This is a genomic window from Coprococcus aceti (assembly GCF_025567285.1).
Classification (GTDB): Bacteria; Bacillota; Clostridia; order Lachnospirales; family Lachnospiraceae; genus Coprococcus; species Coprococcus aceti.
On sequence record NZ_JAOQJT010000005.1, the window covers coordinates 1 to 23,719 of the forward strand.

At 46.5% G+C, this 23,719-nt stretch carries 23 protein-coding genes; 22 read left to right on the plus strand and 1 reads right to left on the minus strand.

Annotated features, from left to right (window positions below; all coding sequences use genetic code 11):
- The 11 genes from OCV54_RS07995 to OCV54_RS08045 form a co-directional block, all read left to right on the plus strand.
- On the plus strand, window positions 1-1,796 hold a 1,796-nt coding region (locus tag OCV54_RS07995; RefSeq protein WP_172678734.1), incomplete at its 5' end, for an Ig-like domain-containing protein.
- A 220-nt stretch (window positions 1,797-2,016) separates the two neighbouring features.
- The gene (locus tag OCV54_RS08000; RefSeq protein ID WP_055223421.1) at window positions 2,017-2,640 is read left to right on the plus strand and encodes a GDSL-type esterase/lipase family protein; all 624 of its coding nucleotides are present in this window, start codon (window positions 2,017-2,019) and stop codon (window positions 2,638-2,640) included.
- A gap of 99 nt (window positions 2,641-2,739) precedes the next feature.
- On the plus strand, window positions 2,740-3,672 hold the full coding sequence (cysK, locus tag OCV54_RS08005) for a cysteine synthase A (RefSeq protein WP_055223423.1): 933 nt from the start codon (window positions 2,740-2,742) through the stop codon (window positions 3,670-3,672).
- Window positions 3,673-3,913: 241 nt separating this feature from the next.
- Window positions 3,914-4,924: a sulfate ABC transporter substrate-binding protein gene (locus OCV54_RS08010; RefSeq protein ID WP_055223425.1), complete on the plus strand. Its 1,011-nt coding sequence runs from the start codon at window positions 3,914-3,916 to the stop codon at window positions 4,922-4,924.
- Window positions 4,925-4,942: 18 nt separating this feature from the next.
- Complete coding sequence (gene cysT / locus OCV54_RS08015) at window positions 4,943-5,812, plus strand: sulfate ABC transporter permease subunit CysT (protein ID WP_055223427.1); 870 nt, start codon at window positions 4,943-4,945, stop codon at window positions 5,810-5,812.
- Between the two features lie 61 nt (window positions 5,813-5,873).
- Entirely contained in the window at window positions 5,874-6,746 is an 873-nt protein-coding gene (locus OCV54_RS08020; protein ID WP_004851742.1) for a sulfate ABC transporter permease, read from the plus strand.
- Window positions 6,747-6,918: 172 nt separating this feature from the next.
- On the plus strand, window positions 6,919-7,980 hold the full coding sequence (locus OCV54_RS08025; protein WP_055223429.1) for an ABC transporter ATP-binding protein: 1,062 nt from the start codon (window positions 6,919-6,921) through the stop codon (window positions 7,978-7,980).
- 25 nt (window positions 7,981-8,005) lie between these two features.
- The gene (locus OCV54_RS08030; protein WP_055223431.1) at window positions 8,006-9,784 is read left to right on the plus strand and encodes an adenylyl-sulfate reductase subunit alpha; all 1,779 of its coding nucleotides are present in this window, start codon (window positions 8,006-8,008) and stop codon (window positions 9,782-9,784) included.
- Window positions 9,765-10,079: a 4Fe-4S dicluster domain-containing protein gene (locus OCV54_RS08035; protein WP_004851736.1), complete on the plus strand. Its 315-nt coding sequence runs from the start codon at window positions 9,765-9,767 to the stop codon at window positions 10,077-10,079. Before OCV54_RS08030 ends, OCV54_RS08035 begins: the two co-directional genes overlap by 20 nt.
- A 23-nt stretch (window positions 10,080-10,102) precedes the next feature.
- A complete protein-coding gene (gene cysD / locus OCV54_RS08040; RefSeq protein ID WP_015534724.1) occupies window positions 10,103-11,002 on the plus strand; it encodes a sulfate adenylyltransferase subunit CysD in 900 nt (299 codons plus the stop codon).
- A gap of 1 nt (window position 11,003) precedes the next feature.
- Entirely contained in the window at window positions 11,004-12,644 is a 1,641-nt protein-coding gene (locus OCV54_RS08045) for a sulfate adenylyltransferase subunit 1 (RefSeq protein WP_070099109.1), read from the plus strand.
- Window positions 12,645-12,740: 96 nt separating this feature from the next.
- Here OCV54_RS08045 and OCV54_RS08050 read toward each other — a convergent pair whose 3' ends face one another.
- The gene (locus OCV54_RS08050; protein WP_055145441.1) at window positions 12,741-13,679 is read right to left on the minus strand and encodes an RpnC/YadD family protein; all 939 of its coding nucleotides are present in this window, start codon (window positions 13,677-13,679) and stop codon (window positions 12,741-12,743) included.
- 395 nt (window positions 13,680-14,074) lie between these two features.
- Between OCV54_RS08050 and OCV54_RS08055 the strand changes: the two genes are divergently transcribed.
- The 11 genes from OCV54_RS08055 (at window position 14,075) to hemC (ending at window position 23,497) form a co-directional block, all read left to right on the plus strand.
- Complete coding sequence (locus OCV54_RS08055) at window positions 14,075-15,448, plus strand: MATE family efflux transporter (RefSeq protein WP_055145444.1); 1,374 nt, start codon at window positions 14,075-14,077, stop codon at window positions 15,446-15,448.
- Window positions 15,449-15,892: 444 nt separating this feature from the next.
- Complete coding sequence (locus OCV54_RS08060) at window positions 15,893-17,116, plus strand: O-acetylhomoserine aminocarboxypropyltransferase/cysteine synthase family protein (protein WP_055223437.1); 1,224 nt, start codon at window positions 15,893-15,895, stop codon at window positions 17,114-17,116.
- 27 nt (window positions 17,117-17,143) lie between these two features.
- The gene (locus OCV54_RS08065; RefSeq protein ID WP_055223438.1) at window positions 17,144-18,004 is read left to right on the plus strand and encodes a 4Fe-4S binding protein; all 861 of its coding nucleotides are present in this window, start codon (window positions 17,144-17,146) and stop codon (window positions 18,002-18,004) included.
- The gene (locus OCV54_RS08070; protein WP_004851723.1) at window positions 17,997-18,242 is read left to right on the plus strand and encodes a sulfurtransferase TusA family protein; all 246 of its coding nucleotides are present in this window, start codon (window positions 17,997-17,999) and stop codon (window positions 18,240-18,242) included. Before OCV54_RS08065 ends, OCV54_RS08070 begins: the two co-directional genes overlap by 8 nt.
- 19 nt (window positions 18,243-18,261) lie before the next feature.
- Complete coding sequence (locus OCV54_RS08075) at window positions 18,262-18,579, plus strand: thioredoxin family protein (RefSeq protein WP_022217143.1); 318 nt, start codon at window positions 18,262-18,264, stop codon at window positions 18,577-18,579.
- Window positions 18,580-18,743: 164 nt separating this feature from the next.
- The gene (gene thiS, locus OCV54_RS08080; RefSeq protein WP_015534732.1) at window positions 18,744-18,953 is read left to right on the plus strand and encodes a sulfur carrier protein ThiS; all 210 of its coding nucleotides are present in this window, start codon (window positions 18,744-18,746) and stop codon (window positions 18,951-18,953) included.
- A complete protein-coding gene (gene thiF, locus OCV54_RS08085) occupies window positions 18,953-19,762 on the plus strand; it encodes a thiazole biosynthesis adenylyltransferase ThiF (RefSeq protein WP_004851717.1) in 810 nt (269 codons plus the stop codon). The genes thiS and thiF overlap by 1 nt, the downstream gene beginning before the upstream one ends.
- 115 nt (window positions 19,763-19,877) lie before the next feature.
- Complete coding sequence (locus tag OCV54_RS08090; protein ID WP_055223440.1) at window positions 19,878-20,294, plus strand: M67 family metallopeptidase; 417 nt, start codon at window positions 19,878-19,880, stop codon at window positions 20,292-20,294.
- Between the two features lie 98 nt (window positions 20,295-20,392).
- Window positions 20,393-21,688: a glutamyl-tRNA reductase gene (locus OCV54_RS08095; RefSeq protein WP_055223441.1), complete on the plus strand. Its 1,296-nt coding sequence runs from the start codon at window positions 20,393-20,395 to the stop codon at window positions 21,686-21,688.
- A 137-nt stretch (window positions 21,689-21,825) separates the two neighbouring features.
- Window positions 21,826-22,455: a precorrin-2 dehydrogenase/sirohydrochlorin ferrochelatase family protein gene (locus tag OCV54_RS08100; RefSeq protein WP_055223643.1), complete on the plus strand. Its 630-nt coding sequence runs from the start codon at window positions 21,826-21,828 to the stop codon at window positions 22,453-22,455.
- Window positions 22,445-23,497, plus strand: a complete 1,053-nt coding sequence (gene hemC, locus OCV54_RS08105) for a hydroxymethylbilane synthase (RefSeq protein ID WP_082431300.1) — start codon at window positions 22,445-22,447, stop codon at window positions 23,495-23,497. The genes OCV54_RS08100 and hemC overlap by 11 nt, the downstream gene beginning before the upstream one ends.
- Window positions 23,498-23,719 lie beyond the last annotated feature (222 nt).

The window sequence follows — 23,719 nt, forward strand, 5'->3', positions numbered from 1 at the left end:
ATGCAACCAATAAGAAATGTGCATGGAGTTCTTCAAATGATAAGGTAGCCATGGTAAATTCTGAAGGAAAAGTATATGCGGTTGCTGCAGGAACAGCAGTGATAACAGCAAAGGCTACAGATGGCACCGGCAAGAAGGCTTCGTACAAAATAACGGTCGAAAAACCAGTCACAATTGTATCGGCAATGATGAGTAACCCTCGTACAGTTAAACTTACGCTGTCATCTGAACAGAAACTGACGTCCTCAAGTTTTTCAATCAAGGCGAGTACAGTGATGAATGGTAATTATAATTACAATATTCCATTTGACAGTGTTACAACAAAAGACAATAAGAACTATACGATTGCACTGAGAAGAGGCTATACATTGTCAAGAAAGGCAAGAATCTGCATATATATAAAGGGACTTACGGGTACAGGTAATTCTAAAATTGAGACATATTATTCTGGAGACGTGAATAATAGAACGATTTATGTATCCTATAAGTGTGAGCAGAATGTTGGTATGAATAAGACTCTGGATGTAAATAGCATTGAAGGTTATAAGGGCATATGTGTGATCAATGTAGTGGGTCTCCCTGCCGGCGTGAAATACAAGGTGGATCCAGGAGATGCCAATAAGGTTTATTTCAGTGGAAAACCGACTAAGGCGGGAACGACTGTGACAACTGTTAAAGCAGTCGATGAACTGGGAAATGTGGACACTTATGAAATTTCATGGAATATATACAGCAAGACAACGATTGCAGGAAATTATGAACCAGTATTTAAAATTATGGGACGTAACAGCCATATCTGTAGGATCAACAATAGTATTGCAGCTGTGGCTGGCGGTTCCGGAAGTTATACATACAGTTTTGTCGGAGAAAGTTATAATCTCAGCATTGATTCAAAAGGAAAAATAACCGGTAAATTAGAAGAAGAAGGTACATATAATCTCAAAGTAAAAATAACAGATGCCAACAACGAAAAAATAAGTACCATAGTTGGTTGTGTGATAAAAACTATACTTGGATCAACTCTTATGGGGTATGTCAGAGATAAAAATGGCAATATACTGGATGGGGCAAGTGTTATTATCATAAACAAAGATAATTCAGTCCAATACGAACTTAACAGTGAATTTGCTACAGTAGATCGTAATGGACAATATTATATGTCAATTATTCCTGGAACATATGATGTGAAAATTAAAATTGGGGACGATGTGACTTATATCGGCAATCGTACATTTGGCGTTGGGGAGAATAAAGTGGATCTTGCGGCGGATGTAACAAAGATTGCGGTCAAATCTAACAATGAAAAGTGCACGGTTGACGATCTGGGCAGATGGACAGATGAATATGGTAGAATATGTGGCTGGAACGGATATGTGTATCTTGTTCCTGGAACATATGAGCTGACAGCGGAAGGTTCAGGTAAGCGTGGTGTGATATCAGCAAAAGTGACCAGTAAGACGACCACGTTAACTGCGGATGTGAATGAATTTGCTATTGACTTTGGCAATTTTAACGATGTATATGCAGAAGTTGGAATGTATTACAGGTATGTGCCAAAGAAAACAGGAACATATTATTTTTATTCTGTTTCATACGGTGATCCAAAGGGATACTTATATGATGAGAACAAAAATCTGCTCATGGAAGTGGACGATGCAGAGCATAGCAAGACAACAAATAAAAAAGATTTTTACATGAGCTATAACTGTGAAGCTGGAAAGTCATATTACATAAAAGTAAGCGGTAGTTCGGTTGATGTGTATGTAAGAGATTGTGATCCTAATGCAGAGGATTAACGGCTGGATATGTGCTTTATAAAGGAGTGGAGATGATATTTTTTACATCTTCACTCTTTTTTTAACCAATAAAAGCACATAATCCCTATTGACATAGTAGGAAATAAGTTGTATACTCCAACATGTTGATAGATAATTACTACATATCAGATAGGATATATGTGGATTGATGATGAAATCCATTGAACAGAGCGAGGTTCAATAGACAGGAGGTGGACACATGCAACAGGTGTTGTGCTTTGGAGATTCCAATACATGGGGATACAATCCTGAGAATGGGGAGAGATTTCCCTGGGGAATCAGATGGACCAGTATATTGCAGCAGAAGCTGGCAAATAAAGATATAAGGATCATAGAGGAAGGCCTCTGTGGAAGAACAACAGTGTTCGAGGATCCACTGAGACAGGGAAGAAAGGGCGTGTCGCTGTTCCCAACTCTGCTGGAGATACACAAACCGGAGAATATAGTAATCATGCTTGGAACAAATGACTGTAAGACGGTGTTCTCGGCATCACCGGATGTGATAGGCAAGGGAATACGGAGACTGCTCATTCAGGCAAAACAGTATTCAGCGGACAGCAGGATACTTCTCGTATCGCCGATACACTTAGGCGAGCAGGTGTGGAAGGATGAATTTGATCCTGAGTTCTCACCGGAATCCGTTGAGGTGTCAAGAAAACTCACAGATGTGTACAGGAATATAGCCGATGAGTTTGGTGTGGAATTCCTGGCGGCATCATCCGTGGCGGACAGCAGCGAGGCAGATCAGGAACACATGAATCCTGAGGGCCATGCAGCACTGGCAGGAGCAATAGAGGAAAAGATTTATCAGATGGCCTGTTAAGAATTATATAGAAAATAATGTACAGTATATAAAGATAGTAAAGAATCAAGAAAGAACATAGAGACTTCAAAAAAGTAAAAAAAGAAAGGAAACAAAATCATGGCAAAGATAGCATCACAGTTAACAGAACTTATAGGAAATACTCCACTTCTGGAGCTCACAAATTATGAGAAGGAGCTTGGACTCAAGGCACACATCGTTGCAAAGCTTGAGTATTTCAACCCGCTTGGCTCAGTGAAGGATCGTGTGGCAGCAGCCATGATCGAGCAGGGAATAAAGGATGGCCTCATCAATCAGGAGACAGTCATCATCGAGCCTACATCAGGCAATACAGGAATCGGACTTGCATTTGTATCAGCAGCAAAGGGCCTTCACCTGATACTCACCATGCCGGACACCATGAGCGTTGAGCGTAGAAAGATCGTGTCAGCTCTCGGTGCTGAGATCGTGTTAACACCGGGCAGAGAGGGAATGAAGGGAGCCATCGCCAAGGCAAATGAGCTCAAAGAGCAGTACGGCAATGCATTCATCCCACAGCAGTTTGAGAACAAGGCAAATCCTGCTATCCACAAGAAGACAACGGCGGAGGAGATCTGGAGAGATACAGACGGAAAGGTTGATGCATTTGTATCAGCAGTAGGAACAGGCGGAACAGCCACAGGAACAGGAAGCGGACTCAAGGAGCACAATCCAAATGTCAAGCTGATTGCAGTTGAGCCTGCTGATTCACCGGTTCTCTCAGGCGGAGCACCTGGCCCACACAAGATCCAGGGAATCGGAGCCGGATTTATACCTGGCGTCATGGATCTGAGCATCGTGGATGAGATCATCAGGATCCAGAACGATGACGCATTTGACACAGCGAGAAAAATAGCAAAGACAGATGGTGTATTGGTTGGAATATCCGCAGGTGCGGCACTCTATGCGGCAACTGAGCTTGCAAAGAGACCTGAGTACGAGGGCAAGACCATCGTGGTTCTCTTCCCGGATACAGGAGAGAGATACCTCTCAACATCACTGTTTAACCTGTAGACCGCAATAATTGCCTAGAGGTTGTGAACTGTATACAGTATTTGACATATCCAGTCGGGAGCGCTTTCGCTCGACTCAGTCTGCAGCGGTACTAAGGTGCCGCCTAAGGCGCCACCTAAGGACCGGCGACTTCGTATGTCCCTCCTTGGATGATGTCAAAACTGTATAGCAGAAGTTAATATCGTTGCAGCAATTATTGCTCATTGGATGAATTGACCTATTTATGAGAAAGAGAAAAAATATGAGACTTGGAAAGAGAGTATTGCTTCTGTCCATGGCGGCGGTGCTGGCGATAGGCGCGGCCGGCTGTGGCGGGAAGAAGGACGATGTTATCACAATTACAAATGTTTCGTATGACCCGACGAGGGAGCTGTATGAGCGATACAATGACATGTTCGAACAGTATTACAAAGAGCAGTACGGACAGGACATCAAGGTCATCCAGTCTCATGGAGGCTCCGGTTCACAGGCCAGATCGGTTGTGGAGGGCTGTAATGCGGATGTTGTCACACTGGCACTTGAGCATGACATTGACCTCATATCGGCAAATGGTCTGATAGATAAGGGCTGGATAGATGAATTTGACAAGGATTCAGCACCCTACACATCCACTATCGTGTTCCTGGTGAGAAAGGGAAATGCTAAGGATATAAAGGACTGGAACGATCTGGTGAAGAACGATGTGGAAGTCATAACACCTGATCCGAAGAGTAGCGGCGGAGCCTGTTGGAATTTCCTTGCGGCTCTTGCCTATGCCAGAACTACATACAGCGATGAAGCTGATATATGGCAGTTTATGAAGAAGCTTTATCAGAATGTGTCGGTCATGGATTCGGGAGCCAGAGGTTCGACGACCACATTTGTGGAGAATGGCAAGGGTGATGTACTGATTGCCTGGGAGAATGAGGCGATAGCAACCCTGAGGGAATACCCGGAGGATTACGAGATAGTTAATCCGTCGGTGAGTATACTGGCTCAGCCGAGTGTGGCGGTTGTCGATGACAACGCAAAGCACAATGGAACAGAGTCGGTCAGCACAGAGTATCTGAAGTACCTGTACAGCGATGACGCTCAGAGGCTTGAGGCTGAGAGCGGATACCGCCCGACAAATGAGAAGATACTTGCAGAGTATGCAGACGTATTTGATCTGGACATCAAGCAGTGGACCATAGATGATTTCGGAGGCTGGGACAAAGCCTATGAGGATTTCTTCGATGACGGTGCAAAGTTTGACGAGATATATGATTATTAAAATGGATTGGAAGACGAGATGGCAGCAGAGGAAAATGGCAAGAAGGATAAACTTAATAACGCAAAGAAGACCAGAGTTATCCCGGGATATCATCTGACGCTTGGAATAGTCATTGCAATGCTGTCGCTGATAGTTCTGATCCCGCTGGCATCGGTGCTGGTGTCATCGCTGAAGCTCTCACCGGGTGAATTCTGGCATCTGCTTCTGAAGAAGAATGTGCTGAATGCATTTAAGACCAGCATCGGCTGTTCGTTCATAGCGGCGATAGTCAACACGGTGTTTGGTCTGATAATAGCGTGGACACTGGTCAAATACGATTTTCCCGGCAAGAAGATACTGGACGGATTCATAGAGCTTCCATTCTGTCTGCCAACGGCGGTTGCCGGTATCACACTGTCGAGACTTTACAGTGAGGATGGATTTCTTGGAAAAACGCTTGCGGCTCTTGGAATAGACGTTGCATACACGAAGATAGGACTTACCATCGCCCTCGTATTCGTTGGAATACCATTTGTTATAAGGGCGGTGCAGCCGATACTTGAGAAGATGGACAATCAGTACGAGGAGGCGGCTTACATGCTGGGAGCCACACCGAGAAGAACATTCTTCAAGGTCATACTTCCAGAGCTCAGACCGGCACTGCTGACCGGATTCGGATTAGCATTTGCCAGAGGGATCGGAGAGTACGGCAGTGTCATCTACATATCGGGCAACAGCGCAAAGGAGCAGACGCAGGTCATATCATACGTGATCATGCAGAAGCTCAGCTACATAGACTATGCCAGCGCAACAGCCATAGCACTGGTGATGCTGGTAATATCATTTGTACTGTTGTTCGCGATCAACATAGTACAGCTGAAGCAGTCGAGAAGGACAAACCTACTATAAACCTATAATAAGTTACGACAATCATTGATGCGCAAATGCACAAACGAAAGGAGGATCCATGATGAGCGAACAGGAAAAGCTGCAGCGCGGCAAGCGTAGGACAAAGATAATACTGATAACCGTGACGGTGCTTTTCATAGTGCTCATGCTTGTTGTTCCACTTATATCGGTGATAACAAGTGCGCTGAAGGAGGGCTTTAAGTTCTACCTGCAGTCAATCACGACAGAGTATGTGATAAGTGCACTTGGAGTCACACTTATTGCCACAGTCATAGCTGTGGTGGTAAACACATTTTTCGGAATATGTGCGGCATGGCTGCTGACGAAGTTCTCCTTCAAAGGCAAGCAGGTGCTGGCAACATTGATAGACATTCCGTTTTCCATATCACCTGTCATCGTAGGCCTTGCCTACCTCATGACATTTGGAAGACTCGGATGGACGTATCCGGCGATCAGATGGATCAATGATATGCTGGGGACAAACATCAGGATAACTTTTGCGGTTCCGGGCGTTGTGCTTGCTACCATATTTGTGACATTCCCATTTGTGTCGAGGGAGCTTATCCCGGTGCTGAACGCGCAGGGTAAGGACGAGGAGGAGGCTGCGGCGCTCATGGGAGCGAAGGGCTTCACGATATTCAGAAGGATAACACTTCCCCAGATGAAATGGGGACTCATATACGGAATAATCCTTTGTACTGCCAGAGCACTCGGCGAGTTCGGTGCGGTAAATGCACTGTCCAAGACAAGGGGCGGGACATTTACACTTCCACTTGAGATCGATGCGCTGTATATGTCGGGAACGGAGGAATCCATCACAGCAGCATTTGCTGTATCGTCCATACTGGTGATCATAGCGGTCATAATATTGTTCCTGAGAAATCTGCTTGAGTACAGAGCAAAGAGGAAACGCGCTTATGAACGAAGTTCATAACTCTCATGCGCGTGACGACCTGCCGCTGAGCGGAGGCGAGGGGGCGATACCCGAAAAAGGGTGATATCCGATAAGGGCGAAGTGAGATATTCTGCATATGGGATGGCTTGCAGGAGTTTCGAGAGATAGATCAGGTACGGAAGAATAAGAGAACAAAAAGGAGGCTGACGACATGTACGTCGAGATGAAAAATATATACAAAAAATATGGAGACTTCCTGGCGTCCAACAATGTCAGTTTCGGTGTGGAGAAAGGCAAGCTGGTGGCGCTTCTGGGACCGTCGGGAAGCGGAAAGACGACACTTCTCCGAATGATAGCCGGACTTGAAAATCCAAATTCCGGTGACATATACATAGACGGCAGGCGTGTAAATGATATACCAGCTGCAAAGAGAGGAATAGGATTTGTATTCCAGAATTATGCACTGTTCCGTTACATGACGGTATTTGACAATGTGGCATTTGGACTTGAACTCATGAAGGTTCCAAAGAAGGAGATCAAGAAGAGAGTTATGGAGCTTCTGGAGCTTACAGGGCTGTCAGGTATGGAGAAGAGATATCCGAATCAGCTCTCAGGCGGACAACGGCAGAGAGTGGCATTTGCCAGGGCGCTGGCACCGAATCCACAGGTGTTGCTGCTGGATGAGCCATTTGCCGCGATAGATGCAAAGGTCAGGACAGAACTTAGGACATGGCTCAAGGAGATGGTTGAAAAGCTTGGCATAACGAGCATATTTGTCACTCACGATCAGGATGAGGCTGTGGAGGTTGCGGATGAGATCATCATCACCAACCACGGACAGATAGATCAGATGGGATCGCCGATGGAGATATACAAGACGCCGTCCACACCGTTTGTGGCACAGTTCATCGGAAGGTCAACTGTTGTGGAGGACTATGAGAAGCTCAAGGGCTTTGACAGAGTGCCGGGAGCAGACAAGGCAGTCATCAGACCTGAGTTTGTAAAGATATCCAAGAGCGGCAGACTGGATCAGTACCAGAGTGCGGCGGAGTCGGGGATAGTCAAGGATGTGCTGTTCCGCGGAAGCCATCTGGACGTCACGGTGGATGTCAACGGAGTGGAGATCGTCGCCGAGAGATCCATGGAGAAGGATGTCGTAAAGCCGGGGGAGCAGGTCCACGTTCTAATCTACAGGCTGTATGTATTTGATGAGAATCAGACATATCTGCTGGAGAACAAGGCAATGCAGGACAACGATGTATTCTACATCTAATTATAAAAGTGATTGGAGAGAAAATATGGGTATTGCAAACAGGAAAATACTTCATACGGACATTTTGATAATCGGTGGTGGTACGGCGGGTTGCTATGCAGCGCTGACCGTCAGAGAACATTCTGATTATTCCATCATCATCGCCGAGAAGGCGAACATAAAGAGAAGTGGATGTCTGGCGGCGGGTGTGAACGCCATCAACGCATACATAGTGAAGGGCAGAAAGCCTGAGGACTATGTGGATTACTGCAGGACAGATGCTGACGGAATTGTCAGAGAAGATCTTCTGCTTTCAATGTCACAGGGGCTGAACCGTGTCACAGACAAGATGGAGAAGCTGGGCCTTGTCATCTTAAAGGACGAGAACGGTGAGTATGTTGCGAGAGGCAACAGAAATATCAAGATAAATGGCGAGAACATGAAGCCGCTGCTTGCAAAGGCAGTGGAGGAGCTTGACAACTGCCAGATACTGAACAGAGTCAACATCACGGATTATATAGTTGAAAACAATCAGATCCTCGGAGCATTTGGATTCTCCATAGAGGATAACACAGCATATGAGATCAGAGCGAAAAAAGTGCTCTGTGCTACGGGCGGTGCGGCCGGACTTTACAGACCGAACAATCCGGGATTTTCAAGACATAAGATGTGGTACCCACCGTTCAACACCGGAGCGGGATACGCAATGGGAATAAATGCCGGAGCGGAGATGACCACATTTGAGATGAGATTTATAGCACTCAGATGTAAGGACACCATAGCCCCAACTGGAACTATAGCCCAGGGTGTCGGCGCCAAGCAGGTCAACTCACTCGGCGAGGTATACGAGAACAAATACGGACTCACCACATCTCAGAGAGTGTACGGAACGGTGAGAGAGAATATAGAGGGAAGAGGTCCGTGTTACCTGAGAACAGAGGGCATCACCTCTGAGCAGGATGACTCACTGAAGAGAGCATACCTCAACATGGCTCCGAGCCAGACTCTCAAATGGCTTGAGTCCGGCAAGAATCCGAGTGAGCAGAATGTGGAGATAGAGGGCACAGAGCCTTATATAGTCGGCGGCCACACGGCGAGCGGTTACTGGGTGGACAACGACAGAGAGTCTACAATACACGGACTGTTCGCAGCCGGAGATGTGGCGGGCGGATGTCCACAGAAGTATGTGACCGGTGCGATGGTTGAGGGAGAGATAGCAGCCATTGCCATGGTAAAGCAGCTTGACGAGGGATACCTTGATCCTGAGCTTGACGAGGAGGCTGCATTTGACAGAAAGATAGAAGAGTATGACCATTTCCTTGACACAGACGAGAAGATGTTCACATACGAGGCGATAGAGGAGGCCATGCAGAAGGTCATGGACAACTACGCCGGAGGAATATCTACCCATTACCAGTTCAACGAGAAACAGCTTGAGCTGGCAAAGGAGAAGATAGAGCAGCTCCAGAAACTTGTATGGCACATAAGTGCCCACGACATGCACGAGCTCATGTTTGTGTATGAGGTGAAGGAGAGACTCACAGTTGCACTCTCCGTAATCGCACACCTGAAGGACAGGAAGGAGACGAGATGGCACAGCTTTGCTGAGAATCTGGACTACCCGGAGAAGAGTAAAGACTGGGAGATATTTGTCAATTCAAAGATGGTGGACGGCGAGCTTAAGATGATACACAGAGACCTGGTTAATTTGTGCCAGGTTCCCGCAGGGAATATGGCATGCAGCGTCAGCCCCTCGCCGGAGGCGACTTCAAATGGGCTGATGTTCCAAGGAAAGGGGGATGTATATGAGCATAGTGATAAATAAAGAGCTTTGCAAAAACTGCGGCAAATGTGCAAATGTCTGCCCGGGTTCCCTCATAAAGAGAGATGAGGATGGACAGATATTCATGAAATACCCTAAGGATTGCTGGGGGTGCTCATCCTGTATCAAGGAGTGTGCATTTGACGCCATCTCATTATATCTCGGAGCTGACATCGGCGGAATGGGAAGCCAGATGTCGGTGGAGAACAAAGGAGATCTACTTCTGTGGAATATCCGCAAGATGGATGGCACCACAGACCAGATAGTGATAGACAAGAAGGAAGCTAATAAATATTAAAAAGAAGAAAGGTTGGTATAGATATGGGTACATTATCACATCTTGACGAACTGGAGGCAGAGGCGATATACATCATCCGCGAAGTTGCTGCGGAGTGTGAGAAGCCGGTTATGCTTTATTCCATAGGAAAGGACAGCTCGGTAATGCTTCATCTGGCACTCAAGGCATTCTATCCTGAGAAGCCGCCATTTCCATTCTTGCATGTAAATACAACATGGAAGTTCAAGGAAATGATCGAGTTCAGAGATAAGACAGCGAAGAAATACGGACTTGACATGATCGAGTACATCAACGAGGAGGGTGTCAAGAAGGGCATCAACCCATTTGACCACGGCTCAGCATACACAGATATCATGAAGACACAGGCGCTCAAGCAGGCTCTTGACAAATACGGTTTCACAGCAGCATTTGGCGGCGGACGCAGAGATGAGGAGAAGTCCCGTGCGAAGGAGAGGATACTCTCATTCAGAAATGCACAGCATGCCTGGGATCCAAAGAACCAGAGACCGGAGATGTGGAAGCTGTTCAACACCAAGATCCAGAAGGGCGAGGAGGTCAGAGTATTCCCACTTTCCAACTGGACAGAGGCTGATATATGGGAGTACATAGAGCGTGAGAACATAGAGATCCCATCGCTGTACTTTGCAAAGGAGAGACCTGTTGTATACCGTGACGGCAATATCATCATGGTCGATGATGACAGAATGAAACTCAGACCTGGTGAGAAGATAGAGATGAAGAGTGTTCGTTTCAGAACTCTCGGATGTTATCCACTGACAGGCGGCGTGGAGTCCACAGCGGACACACTCCCTGAGATCATCGAGGAGACGCTCAGTGCGGTATCCTCAGAGAGAACCACCAGAGTTATTGACAACGAGGCAGCAGGCAGCATGGAGCGTAGAAAGAGGGAGGGGTACTTCTAAGATGAGCGGATTACTTAAATTTATAACATGCGGAAGTGTAGATGACGGAAAGTCAACACTTATAGGACATATATTATACGATTCAAAGCTTTTATATGCAGATCAGGAGAAGGCTTTGGAGCTTGATTCCAAGGTAGGAAGCCGCGGCGGTGCCATCGACTATTCACTTCTTCTGGACGGACTGATGGCAGAGCGTGAACAGGGTATCACCATCGATGTTGCATACAGATATTTTACAACAGACAAGAGAAGTTTCATCGTGGCGGATACACCGGGTCATGAGGAGTACACAAGAAATATGGCGGTTGGAGCATCATTTGCCGACCTGGCAGTCATCCTCATCGATGCAAAGCAGGGCGTGCTGGTGCAGACCAGAAGACACGCAAGGATCTGCGCGCTGATGGGAATCAGATACTTTGTATTTGCAGTAAATAAGATGGATCTTGTCGGATACGATGAGAAGCGTTTCAACGAGATAGTTGAGCAGATAAATGAGCTGTCATCAGAGCTCAGTCTGCCAAATATCACTATCATCCCTGTGTCAGCGACAGAGGGTGACAATGTGACAAAGAAGTCGGAGAACATACCTTGGTATGAGGGTCCAGCACTCCTTACATACCTTGAGGATATAGATATCGCAGAGGATAACACAGAGGCAGGATTCTATATGCCTGTTCAGAGAGTGTGCCGTCCTGACCACACATTCAGAGGTTTCCAGGGTCAGATCGAGGATGGTGAGATCCACGTCGGAGACGAGATCAACACACTCCCAAGCAACGAGACCGCAAAGGTCAAGAGCATCCATGTGGGATTTGACACAGTGGACTCAGCACAGAAGGGACAGCCTGTAACAATACAGCTTGACCGTGAGGTTGATGTGTCAAGAGGATGTGTGCTCACAGTTGATTCAGGCGCAAAGGTTGCATCTTCGATCACCGCAACACTTCTCTGGATGGATGACGATGAGCTGTACAATGGCAAGAACTTCTTCGTGAAGCTCGGAACAAAAATGATCCCTGGTACAGTTACACATATCGATTACACCATAGATGTAAATACAGGCGAGCAGAAATCAGCGGACACCCTTTCCAAGAATGGTATCGCAGTATGCAGGATCGCATTTGCCGACAGGATCGTGGTTGACGAGTTCAAGAAGCATAAGACTCTCGGAGAACTCATACTCATTGATCGTGTAACAGACATGACAAGTGCCTGCGGTGTTGTCGAGGAGGTTCACACTGAGGAGACCGGACTTTACGAGGGACGCATAGACAGAAATGTGCGTGCAGCGATCAAGGGACAGAAGGCTGTCATAGTTCCATTTGCAGCAGGCAATGTCACAAGAGATTTCGTTGAGTCGGTAGAGAAGAAGCTCAGCATCGACGGACGTCATACATACCTGTACGTTCCAGATATCCGCGAGGATGTAAATGCTGTATTAAAGCATCTTCATCATGCCGGAATCATCGTACTTCTCTTCGCAAGCGAGCAGCAGATCGCAGGAATCAAGGTAGAAGGCGCCGAGATCTACAGTGGCGACTGGAATGCTGACGGCGAGCTTGACGCAGACGAGATAGCAGATGAGATCCGCAAGGAGTCTGTATACGACGCGGCCCAGGTTCACGATGGAAACTACATCTAAAAAAGATCACGTAGTAATATAATAATAAAGCGAAGGACGGAGGTGTTTTATGCCTTCGTCCTTCGCTTTTGTATAGAAAGTAGTAATATGAAATATTTATTTGTCAGAACCTTTAAGTCTGGCTATTTCTGCCCTTAATTCGGCAAGCTCGTTGTCCTTGTCGGCGAGCTTCTTGTCTTTGTCGGCAATCTCCTTATCCATCTCAGCCATACGTTTTTCCATCCTGGCTTTCTCTTCCTGAAAAACATCCACAAATGTAATAATCGACTGTTCCACCATATCCGTAACCTCCTCGGTCTCTTCAAACTGGGAATATAGGCGAGTATAAAGCATCTGAGTAAATCTGTATAGTTGTGCTCCATCCTCAGCTGTTATATTCCCAAGCTCCACGTTCTTGTCTATGCTACCCATTATATCTGTTTTGATGAGGCTTTTCAATGAGGCTATATTCTCTGGTGTACGTGCTTTCTTATTCCTCAGCTTTTCGCGGAGTTTCAGAATGTAGAATGGAATCAGGATGATCATTTTCCTGTCGTTTATTTCCTTTACGGAGCAGGACGTGAGTTTTGTAACAGGGACGTTATAGGTTATGTTCTGGGTATGCCCGAATCCCACCTGCAACGAATATGTATCAGGTACTGATTTTGGTACATTGCTCAGATATATCACACAGGGTTCAGGAAAATGAATTCGATATACCTGACAGCCCTCTTCGTCCTGCAGTATCTCCTTAGTCTGATCTGCATATCCCGCTCCATATGAAAATACACGGAATACAATAGAATCATCCTTTTTCATCTGCGCTTCCATATGATATGCATCGGAATTGTTGATTACGAGTATGGTGTCGGCCAGAGTTGTGGTCATAGAATTCTGATTATCGTGAACATTTTCAGTCCAGTGATAAGATACTGTTGAGTTTTCCGGATCGTAAAACATGTTGAACAGGCCGTTAATCATGTTGATCACAGCTTTCGAGGACAGCGTGAGAATCTTCTTGAAGATGCTGTCATAAAGTTTTCTTGTTGTTGGCAAGAGTGTTCCTCCTTAGTATTTTATCCGGCCGGTAGGCACACTTTAGACCATTCAAATCGCTGTGTCAATAGGTTTTGGCAAATGCGTTTATAAAGCGCAGAGTGACGCTGTGAGTGGAAAAATAAGGGGGAAATGGGAGGTGATTTTACTATTTGTATAGTAGACGAGGGAATATGTTTTGCTCTTGTTTTGTTTGCTTCACATCCTCCATTGTGCCCCAACATACTCTGTGTTAAAATTGTTCATGGGACTAGGCACCAATGGTACGAGGTGCTGCGACTGGGAGACCGCCATGAAGCGGGCTGATGAATATATGTACAGGCAGAAGAGCGAACATAAGCATTGCTGTGTGTGATTTATCAGAACATATATGCTACTAGTTGGTGAGGAAAGAAATGAGTTCTACATTAAAACAAAATAAATATGAAATTGATATGTGCAACGGGACGATCATGGATAAGCTGATCTCATTTTCGCTCCCGCTTATGCTCTCGGGTATTCTGCAGCTGATGTTCAATGCGGTGGATATCATTGTTGTAGGGAAGTTCAGTGGTAACGAGTCGCTGGCGGCGGTCGGTTCAACCACAGCACTTATCAATGTATTCACAAATTTGTTCATAGGGATATCCCTTGGGGCAAATGTGCTTGCGGCAAGGCTTTATGCCGCAGGAAAAGATAAAGAAATGTCAGAGACAGTACATACCGCGATCGCGCTGGCGCTGGTCAGCGGTATTATTATGGCCTTTGTCGGGTGGATTTGCGCAAAACCGGCGCTTGAGCTTATGGATACTCCGGGGGATGTCATCGGACTTTCTTCTTTATATATGAGGATATATTTCCTGGGAATGCCATTTTTCATGCTGTACAATTACGGCGCTGCCATACTCAGGGCGGTGGGAGATACCAAAAGACCACTCCTTTTTCTGGTTATATCCGGAATTGCAAATACAGGCCTTAACCTGTGTTTTGTGATCATTTTCAAGCTTGGAGTTGCGGGGGTCGCAATCGGAACAGTCATCTCACAGCTGATATCCTGCGTGCTCGTCCTCCGCTGCCTGTGCAGGTCAGAAACGAGCTATCAGCTTAGATTTTCAAAGCTTACCATCAAGGGTGCATATGTAAAGCAGATCTTTTCGGTCGGAGTTCCGGCTGGAATCCAGAGCACGGTCATCAACTTCTCAAATGTACTGCTGCAGTCGTCAGTCAACTCGTTTGGCTCGGTTGCCATGGCGGGCTACACGTCGGCAAATAATATATTTGGCTTTCTGTATGTGACGGTGAATGCTGTAACGCAGGCGTGCATGAGTTTTACGAGCCAGAACTACGGTGTCGGCAAATGGAAACGTATGGAGAGAGTTCTGATCGACTGTCTGATATTGTCATTTGCGGCAATGATGGTTCTGGGCAATGGAGCGTATTTCTTTGGACCGCAGCTGCTGCATATATATACGAGCAGCGACGCGGTTATAAAGTGCGGAATGGAGATTCTGCTGTATACGACAGTCACATATTTCCTGTGCGGATTTATGGACTTGTTCCCGGGGGCGCTTCGTGGGATGGGACATTCCGGAGTTCCGATGCTCCTCTCGATCATAGGAACGGTGGGAACCCGAATCGTGTGGATATACTGGATTTTCCCGAGACACAGATCCCTGGCGGTTCTGTTCATCTCATATCCGGCGTCCTGGATCATAACCCTTGCTATGCAGATAGTATGTTATTTCTATGTGAGGAAGATGCTGTATAAGAAAATTGCAAATAAGAAATGAGTGAAAACGTATGGGGAAGCTGCCAGAGAAATGGCATGTGCCGTGTATACCGTACGGAATTATAAAATAAGCAATGCGCCCCTCGCCGCTAACGCGGCCTTGAGGATGGCATGCGCCGTGGAAGACGGACGGAATTATAAAATAAGCAATGCTCCCCTCGCTGCTAACGCAGCCCCGAGGATGGCATGCGCCGTGGAAGACGGACGGAATTATAAAATAAGCCATGCTCCCCTCGCCGCTAACGCGGCTCGTGGAATGGCATGCGCCATATACAAGACAAAAAAATATCTCCTGATCGTGAGCAAGCTCCCGTCAGGAGATATTTTTTCACCTTGTGCATGGCTTATTTTATAATTCCTATTGACATAGTAGGGTATAAGAGCTATAATCCTATCATGTTCGTAGGAATTATAGGATTTATTATTTAGTGAGGCATAGAAGATCATGAGATTTAACACAGCATTATTACACAGCGCAAAGCTTGGTGATGAGAATACAGGCGCCACACTTACACCGATCTATCAATCCAGTGCATTCTATCAGCCTTCGGCGGAGCAACATGAGAAGCTCTTCCACAACAAGGCGACGGGTTATTCTTATACGAGGATCAACAACCCGACGATAGTTGCATTTGAGGAGCGGATGACGAATCTTGAAAAGGGCGTGGGTTCGGTAGCGTGTTCTTCTGGAATGGCGGCACTCACAAATGCACTCTTAAATATAGTAGGAGCTGGCGGAGAGATAGTCTCCAGCACAGGACTCTACGGTGGGACGATAGATCTGTTCCACGATCTGGAGGCATTTGGGATCAAGACGACATTTGTGGAGATATCGGATAATGAAGCGGTTGAGGCAGCGATAAATGAGAATACCAGAGTGATATTTGCTGAGACGATCGGCAATCCGAAGCTTGATGTGGTGGATATAAAGGCACTTTCGGAGCTGGCACATTCACACAGGCTTCCGCTCCTAATAGACAATACAGTGGCGACTGCATATCTGGTCACACCACTGACACTTGGAGCGGACATAGTCATCAATTCCACATCCAAGTACATCAATGGCAACAGCGATGCCATAAGCGGAGTTATCACTGACAGCGGCAATTTCAAATGGGACGCAGAGCGTTATCCGCTTCTGCAGCAGTACAAGATGTTCGGAAAGTTCGCCTACATAGCAAAGCTCAGAAACGGACTTTTTAGAAACACAGGAGCCTGCATAGCTCCGCAGACGGCATTTTACAATATGCTGGGCATGGAGACATTGGGGCTTCGAATGGAGCGATGCTCACACAATGCACTTGCCCTTGCTCAGTTCCTGGAAAGTCAGGAGGGTGTAAAGGTCAACTATCCGGGACTTGAATCCAGTCCTTGGCATGACATCGCAAATGAACAGCTCCACGGTGGTTATGGTGCCATAATCACCATCAGAGTCGGCAGCAAGGAGAAGGCATTTGCGGTGATGAACAAGCTCACAATACCGCAGATAGTGTCGAACATAGGAGACACAAAGACGCTCATCGTGCATCCTGAATCAACACTGAATGCGCACAGCACAGAGCAGGAGAAGCTTGACGCCAACGTATATGATGATATGATTCGTATTAGTGTCGGAATCGAGGACGTGGAGGATCTGATAGAAGATTTCCAGAAGGCCCTTGCCGACTAATACACAAATGATTTGGAGGAACTACATATGGCAGTAGATTACGCAGCTCTGAAAAAGGGCGGATTCATGAGACAGAAACAGAAGAATACCTTTTCTCTGAGACTTCAGGTGGTGGGAGGAAATCTTACCGCAGAGAATCTCAAGAAGATAGCAGAGGTTGCCGAGAAATACGGAGATGGACATGTACATCTCACATCGAGACAGAGTGTTGAGATCCCATTTGTTAAGCTTGACGATGTGGAAGAGGTAAAGGAAGAACTGGCAAAGGGAGGCTGTAAGCCGGGTGTGTGTGGCCCAAGAGTAAGAACAGTCACAGCGTGCCAGGGAAATCAGATCTGTCCGAGCGGCAATATAGACACTTATGATATAGCAAAGAAGCTTGATGCGAGATATTACGCAAGGGAGCTTCCTCACAAGTTCAAGTTCGGTGTCACAGGATGCCAGAACAACTGTCTGAAGGCAGAGGAGAACGACGTGGGAATCAAGGGCGCAATGGTAGTAGAGTGGGATGAGCCATCATGTATCATGTGTGGCGTGTGCGTCAAGGCGTGTCGTGAGGGTGCGATCACCATGGCGGACGGCAAGATCATACTCGACACAGACAAATGTAACTACTGCGGTCGATGCGCAAAGGCATGTCCTACAGATGCATGGAAGGGCGAGACAGGATACCTTGTCTCATTCGGAGGATTATTTGGAAATACGATCCACCGCGGCGAGGAGTTACTTCCGGTTGTTAAATCTGAGGAACAGCTTTTCCGTATCACAGATGCGGCAATACAGTTCTTTGCAGACAATGCAAAGCCAAGCGAGCGTTTCCAGTTTACACTGGAGCGCGTGGGCTTAGACAAATTCAAAGAAATATTAAAGGAGGCTTACAATGGCTGATTACGAAATTGATGACAGAGTAGATATAACTGATGTGGTGTGCCCGATGACATTTGTCAAGGCGAAGGTAGCCATGGAGGAGCTTGAGATAGGACAGGTGCTTGCGGTTACCATGAACGACGGCGAGCCTGTACAGAACGTACCAAGAAGCTTCAAGGAGGAAGGACAGCAGATCCTGAAGCTCATCGACAACGAGAATGGCACTTATGATCTTATAGTTAAAAAATTGGAGGATTGATCAGGAAAGGAGAAAATGAATGGCAGTAAGAGTCAGTGCAGAGGATTTCGATGCGAAGGTTCTTCAGTCGGAGCTCCCGGCCATCGTGGAATTCTATTCGGACAGCTGCATACCATGCAAGCAGCTCTCACCTATCCTTGGCGGCATCGAGGATGACTACGAGGACAAGGTAAATGTGTACAAGGTAAATGTAAACTTTGACGCAGAGCTTGCTGAGAAGTACGCAGTCATGGCGTCACCAACCATACTCTTCTTCAAGGGAGGCGAGGAGGTTTCCCGCATCCGCGGTCTTGTGAAGAGAAATGCGCTGGAGGAGGAAGTTGGCAAATTATTGTAGAAATTCGTTGGTAAAGTGACACAATGGAGTATTTGACTGTAGTCAATTACTTCCGGTGTACAGAAGAATGAAACTATATAATTAAAATTATAAAGTATATAATCACATTTTATGTCAGTCTGGCAACGCCGGACAGGCAAATGAATCGTCAGGAGGAAAGAAAAATGACAGTCACAATAGCAGGAAAGAAGAAAGAGATAGCTGAGAAGACAACAATAGCTCAGATCATCGTGTCAGAGAACGTTGAGAATCCGGACTATGTCACAGTAACAGTCAATGATGAGTTTGTTGACTCAGATGCATTTGCAACAACAGAGCTCAAGGACGGCGATACAGTAGAGTTCCTCTACTTCATGGGAGGTGGCAGCTTCTAATGGCATTCACAAATGAACAGATGGAACGTTACTCACGTCACATTATCCTTCAGGAAGTTGGCGTGAAGGGACAGAAGAAATTGTTAAATGGCAAGGTGCTGATCATAGGCGCAGGTGGACTGGGAGCGCCAGCCGCTATGTACCTGGCAGCAGCCGGAGTAGGAACCATCGGTATAGTTGATGCCGATGAGGTAGATCTGTCAAATCTTCAGAGACAGATCATTCACGGAACAGCAGATGTGGGCAAGGCAAAGGTCAAATCCGCAAAGGAGACCATGAACGCCATGAACCCTGATGTAAATGTGATCACATACAGAGAGTTCGTGACATCAGAGAACATCATGGATCTCATCAAGGACTATGATTTCATCATCGATGGAACAGACAACTTCCCTGCAAAATTCCTTATCAACGATGCCTGTGTTATGGCTAAGAAGCCATTTTCACATGCAGGAATCATCAGATTCAAGGGTCAGCTTATGACATATGTTCCAGATGAGGGACCATGTTACAGATGTGTATTCAAGGATCCACCTCCAAAGGATGCGGTTCCTACATGTAAGCAGGCCGGAGTCATCGGAGCAATGGGCGGTGTTATCGGAAGTCTTCAGGCTATGGAGGCAATTAAGTATCTCATTGGAGTTGGCGATCTTCTGACAGGAAGACTCCTTACATTTGACGCACTTAAGATGGAATTCCACACAGTAAAGCTCCCTCACAAGAAGGGCTGTGGATGTGCTGTATGTGGACCAAATCCAACCATCACCAAGCTCATCGACTACGAGCAGGTGGAGTGCGACGGAAAGTAATTTTCATAAGGAGGACCCGCTTGCGGGAGATTCCTTATGAAGCACGCAGACGCCGCGCGAAGCGCCTTTTCATGCGTCTGCTCAATGCTTGATAATAAGGAGGATATGAAGTAAGATGTTGTACATGACAAAGTCTGATTACGAGAAGATACTTGCACACTGCAAGGAAGGCCTTCCAAATGAGTCCTGTGGTCTGATTGGCGGTGTCAGAGAGGAAGACAAGAAGTACATCAGGAAGGTGTATCTCCTGACAAATATTGACGCCAGCAACGAGCATTTTTCCATGGACCCGAGAGAGCAGCTTGCGGCAGTTAAGGATATGCGTGCAAATGGATACGAGCTTCTTGGCAACTTCCATTCCCATCCAGAGTCTCCATCCAGACCTTCGGAGGAGGATAAGAGACTTGCATATGATTCCAAGGTGAATTATCTGATCCTCTCCCTCATGGAGATAGACAATCCGGTACTCAAAGCCTTCAACATAGATGAGGAAAAGAATGTGACGATAGAGGAGCTTGTTATAGAATCATGATGGATAGCAGGCATTTGAAAGAACAGGGCGGGCTTTGATACCCGCCCTTGTTCTTTACGTGGGCTTGTCATAAATTTTCATTTGGAGTTACTGAAGATATGTTTTGCATAAGTATAAATCATAAGAATACACCGGCCGATGTCAGGGAGAGCTTTGCATTTTCGACAAAAGGACAGAGACAGTTCACCGAGCGGCTAAAGGCTGCGGTGGGTGGATGTGTCGTGTTGTCGACCTGCAACAGGATGGAAATATACTTTACGGATAAATGTGAGCCATGTGGGTCTGCTATAACAGGGAAAATGAGCAGCGGTGAAGCTTCCGGTGGGCGAGGTGGCCTGCTTGAACAGGTAGAAATGCTTCTGGCTAATGATAGGGATGTCCCTGTCAGCCTCATAAGAAGATATAGCATGAATTATGAGGGATTCCAGTGTATGTTACATCTGTGTAGAGTGGCGTGTGGTATGGATTCCATGGTGCTCGGCGAGGTGGAGATCATACATCAGGTGAAGAGCGCATATCTTGTGGCAAAGAAGCTTGGAGCCTGTGACGGCGAGCTGAATATAGCATTTCAGGGAGCACTTGCGGCGGCAAAGGCGGTGGCGACGGAGAGTGACACTACGAGACTTCCGGTATCCGTCGGAACCTTGTCAGCACGGGAGGCAGTGAATTTTACAAGAAATGGCGGCATTGAAAATACGTGCAGAGATGTTCGAAGTGATGTGGTAAGCAACAGTCAAGTTGAGAGTGTGGATGCTGAAAAGGCAAATACCGGGCATATCCTAGTCGTAGGAGCCACAGGCAAGATAGGCAGCATAGTTGTCAAGGATATTGCAGATCTTGCGCCAGATATAGAGATAACAGGCACAAGCAGAAGTCACCACAGTGCAGATAGCATATTTGACAGACATCAGCAGATCAGGATAGAGGACTACAGCAGAAGATATGAGCTGGCAGCCTGGGCGGATGTCATCATCAGTGCGACAGCAAGCCCACATTATACATTTGTCAGGGATGAGCTGGCGGAGGCTGTGAAAATGCAGCCGAAGCGGAGATTGCTCCTTGATCTGGCAATGCCAAAGGACATTGATCCTGCGGTCTCAGATGTGGACGGATGTGTATTGCGTGACATAGACTATATCAGGACACTCTCCAGAGAGAACAATGAAAGCAGGGCAAAAACAATCACAGAGATGGAGCCGTGGCTCATATCACAGGTTGACGAGATCATGAAGAACATAGCATTTTCGAGGTTCAACAGGGAGCACGGAGACGTGATGGCGAAGCTTAAGACTATAGATGGCGCAAAGATGGTATATAAACTCAAAGGACAGCTTGAGTATGAGGCATTTGAGAAAATGCTGGACAGTATTGTGACTGCCGGATGTGAGAACTGAATATTGCTTGTTTGCCTGAGGTTATGCAGTATCATCGGCTGATGATGGTTATGTCAGATAATTGGAACAACTTTTTGTGCTTTTTAATAGAGACTAAATAATAGAAATTAGAGGTAGTGATGTCGTATTTTCCATTTATGATAGAATTGAATAATGAGAGATGCCTGATCGCAGGAGGCGGAACTGTTGCATACAGAAAGGTGTGCAGCATGCTGGAATTTGGCGCGGTGGTCACGGTGGTGTCACCGGAGTTCTGCCCGGAGCTTTTAGAACTGGCGGAGCAGGTGAATACGCCAGACAAATACTGTGCAGCGACAAGCGATGATCGTGGTTCTGTAGAGAATTTTGCAGATTATTCTGGATGCCTAACACTTGTAAAAAGGTGCGTGCAGCCGCAGGATATTGACGGTGCATTTGTCGTCATAATGGCGACGGACGATGAGAAGGTCAACCACGAAATGGCGGAGCTTTGCAGGCAGCAGCGAATACTTGTAAATGTGGTTGATGTGAAGGCAGATTGCGGATTTTATTTTCCAGCGATCATAAAGGATAAAGAGGTTGTTATAAGCGTTTCCACCGGTGGACAGAGTCCAGTGCTTGCGGGCACGATCAAGAGAAATATAGAGAGCCATTTAGGTAGGAGTTATGGCGATATAGCAGAGCGTATGGGTGAGCTCCGCGAGCAGATCAAAGCACAGATAGACGGCGAGGAAGAGCGAAAGAAAGCGTTTCAGCAAATGGTTAGGAGTCTGTTAGATGAGAGTTGAGAATGGACATGGTAAAAATAAACCGAATATTCGTAAATTTGCGGAGAATGACATGGCAGATGGATTCAATAGTGACGATTTGGATTGCGAAAGCGGAGGACAGAAAAAAACAGTAAAAGTTGGAACCCGCGGCAGCAAGCTTGCTCTTGCTCAGACTGAATTGGTGATAAAGGCACTCAATGAGAGATTTTCCCAGGTTGATTTTCAGATGGTTACAATGAGTACCCGGGGGGATCGGGACACCAGCAGAGCGCTTCTGGAATTCGGAGGCAAAGCGGTATTTGTCGAGGAGTTCGAGGAAGCTATACTTAAAGGTGACATAGACATAGCGGTACACAGTGCCAAGGATATGCCGATGGAGATCATGGAAGGTCTTACGATATCGGGTACACTTCCGAGAGCATGTCCGCAGGACGTTTTTATATATAAGAGTGGCAGGTCATTTGACAGAAACGACAGTTTCGTGGTGGGAACCAGCAGCCTGAGACGGCAGTACCAGATAAGAGACATGTATCCAAATGCTGAGTGCAAGAACCTGAGAGGAAATGTCGGCACCCGCATACAGAAGCTGGAAGATGGCGAATACGATGCCATCATTCTTGCAGCGGCAGGGCTTGAGCGCCTGGGAGTTATTGAAGACAAAGGCAATGACAGCACAGAATGCTTTGAAGTGCACAAGGACGAACTTACATTCAGATACATCAGTACAGAGTCAATGCTTCCGGCAGCATGCCAGGGAATCATAGCCATAGAGACGCGAACATACGGCGAAGCATACGACATGGTGAGGACGATAAATGATACCGAGGCATACACACAGCTCACATGCGAGCGGGAAGTCTTAAGCCGCCTGAACGCCGGCTGCCACGAACCGATAGGCGTGTACTCAGAACTTCATGGCGACCACATGAAGATAAGCCTGATGAAAGCAGATGCGGCTTCATCGGACAAAGAGAAAGATGAAGAAATCCAGATACACAGAAAGACGGTAGAAGGAAACAACGCAGAATGGGAACAGCTGGTAGAGGCATTGATAAAGTAGGTTATAGCATAACAAATATGTTTCTATTTCAAGAAAAGAAAAATGTTATGAAGCAGTGTATTTTGAAGATAAGTAGAAAAGTAAATTTTATCGATATGTAAGCTGGGTGTGCTGGATTTGTGCCTGCGGGGCGGGTAGCACAATGCGATTGAATCTTGTCGCTTCTTGCCGAGTTGTAGCCCCCAACGTCCTTATCGGGGGCGGAAACGAGTGCAGATAGAA

Bases quoted from the DNA above. Each gene is read 5' to 3' on its own strand.
- OCV54_RS08000 (WP_055223421.1), top strand. From the start codon at position 2,017: ATGCAACAGGTGTTGTGCTTTGGAGATTCCAATACATGGGGATACAAT.
- cysK (WP_055223423.1), top strand. From the start codon at position 2,740: ATGGCAAAGATAGCATCACAGTTAACAGAACTTATAGGAAATACTCCA.
- OCV54_RS08010 (WP_055223425.1), top strand. From the start codon at position 3,914: ATGAGACTTGGAAAGAGAGTATTGCTTCTGTCCATGGCGGCGGTGCTG.
- cysT (WP_055223427.1), top strand. From the start codon at position 4,943: ATGGCAGCAGAGGAAAATGGCAAGAAGGATAAACTTAATAACGCAAAG.
- OCV54_RS08020 (WP_004851742.1), top strand. From the start codon at position 5,874: ATGAGCGAACAGGAAAAGCTGCAGCGCGGCAAGCGTAGGACAAAGATA.
- OCV54_RS08025 (WP_055223429.1), top strand. From the start codon at position 6,919: ATGTACGTCGAGATGAAAAATATATACAAAAAATATGGAGACTTCCTG.
- OCV54_RS08030 (WP_055223431.1), top strand. From the start codon at position 8,006: ATGGGTATTGCAAACAGGAAAATACTTCATACGGACATTTTGATAATC.
- OCV54_RS08035 (WP_004851736.1), top strand. From the start codon at position 9,765: ATGAGCATAGTGATAAATAAAGAGCTTTGCAAAAACTGCGGCAAATGT.
- cysD (WP_015534724.1), top strand. From the start codon at position 10,103: ATGGGTACATTATCACATCTTGACGAACTGGAGGCAGAGGCGATATAC.
- OCV54_RS08045 (WP_070099109.1), top strand. From the start codon at position 11,004: ATGAGCGGATTACTTAAATTTATAACATGCGGAAGTGTAGATGACGGA.
- OCV54_RS08055 (WP_055145444.1), top strand. From the start codon at position 14,075: ATGAGTTCTACATTAAAACAAAATAAATATGAAATTGATATGTGCAAC.
- OCV54_RS08060 (WP_055223437.1), top strand. From the start codon at position 15,893: ATGAGATTTAACACAGCATTATTACACAGCGCAAAGCTTGGTGATGAG.
- OCV54_RS08065 (WP_055223438.1), top strand. From the start codon at position 17,144: ATGGCAGTAGATTACGCAGCTCTGAAAAAGGGCGGATTCATGAGACAG.
- OCV54_RS08070 (WP_004851723.1), top strand. From the start codon at position 17,997: ATGGCTGATTACGAAATTGATGACAGAGTAGATATAACTGATGTGGTG.
- OCV54_RS08075 (WP_022217143.1), top strand. From the start codon at position 18,262: ATGGCAGTAAGAGTCAGTGCAGAGGATTTCGATGCGAAGGTTCTTCAG.
- thiS (WP_015534732.1), top strand. From the start codon at position 18,744: ATGACAGTCACAATAGCAGGAAAGAAGAAAGAGATAGCTGAGAAGACA.
- thiF (WP_004851717.1), top strand. From the start codon at position 18,953: ATGGCATTCACAAATGAACAGATGGAACGTTACTCACGTCACATTATC.
- OCV54_RS08090 (WP_055223440.1), top strand. From the start codon at position 19,878: ATGTTGTACATGACAAAGTCTGATTACGAGAAGATACTTGCACACTGC.
- OCV54_RS08095 (WP_055223441.1), top strand. From the start codon at position 20,393: ATGTTTTGCATAAGTATAAATCATAAGAATACACCGGCCGATGTCAGG.
- OCV54_RS08100 (WP_055223643.1), top strand. From the start codon at position 21,826: ATGATAGAATTGAATAATGAGAGATGCCTGATCGCAGGAGGCGGAACT.
- hemC (WP_082431300.1), top strand. From the start codon at position 22,445: ATGAGAGTTGAGAATGGACATGGTAAAAATAAACCGAATATTCGTAAA.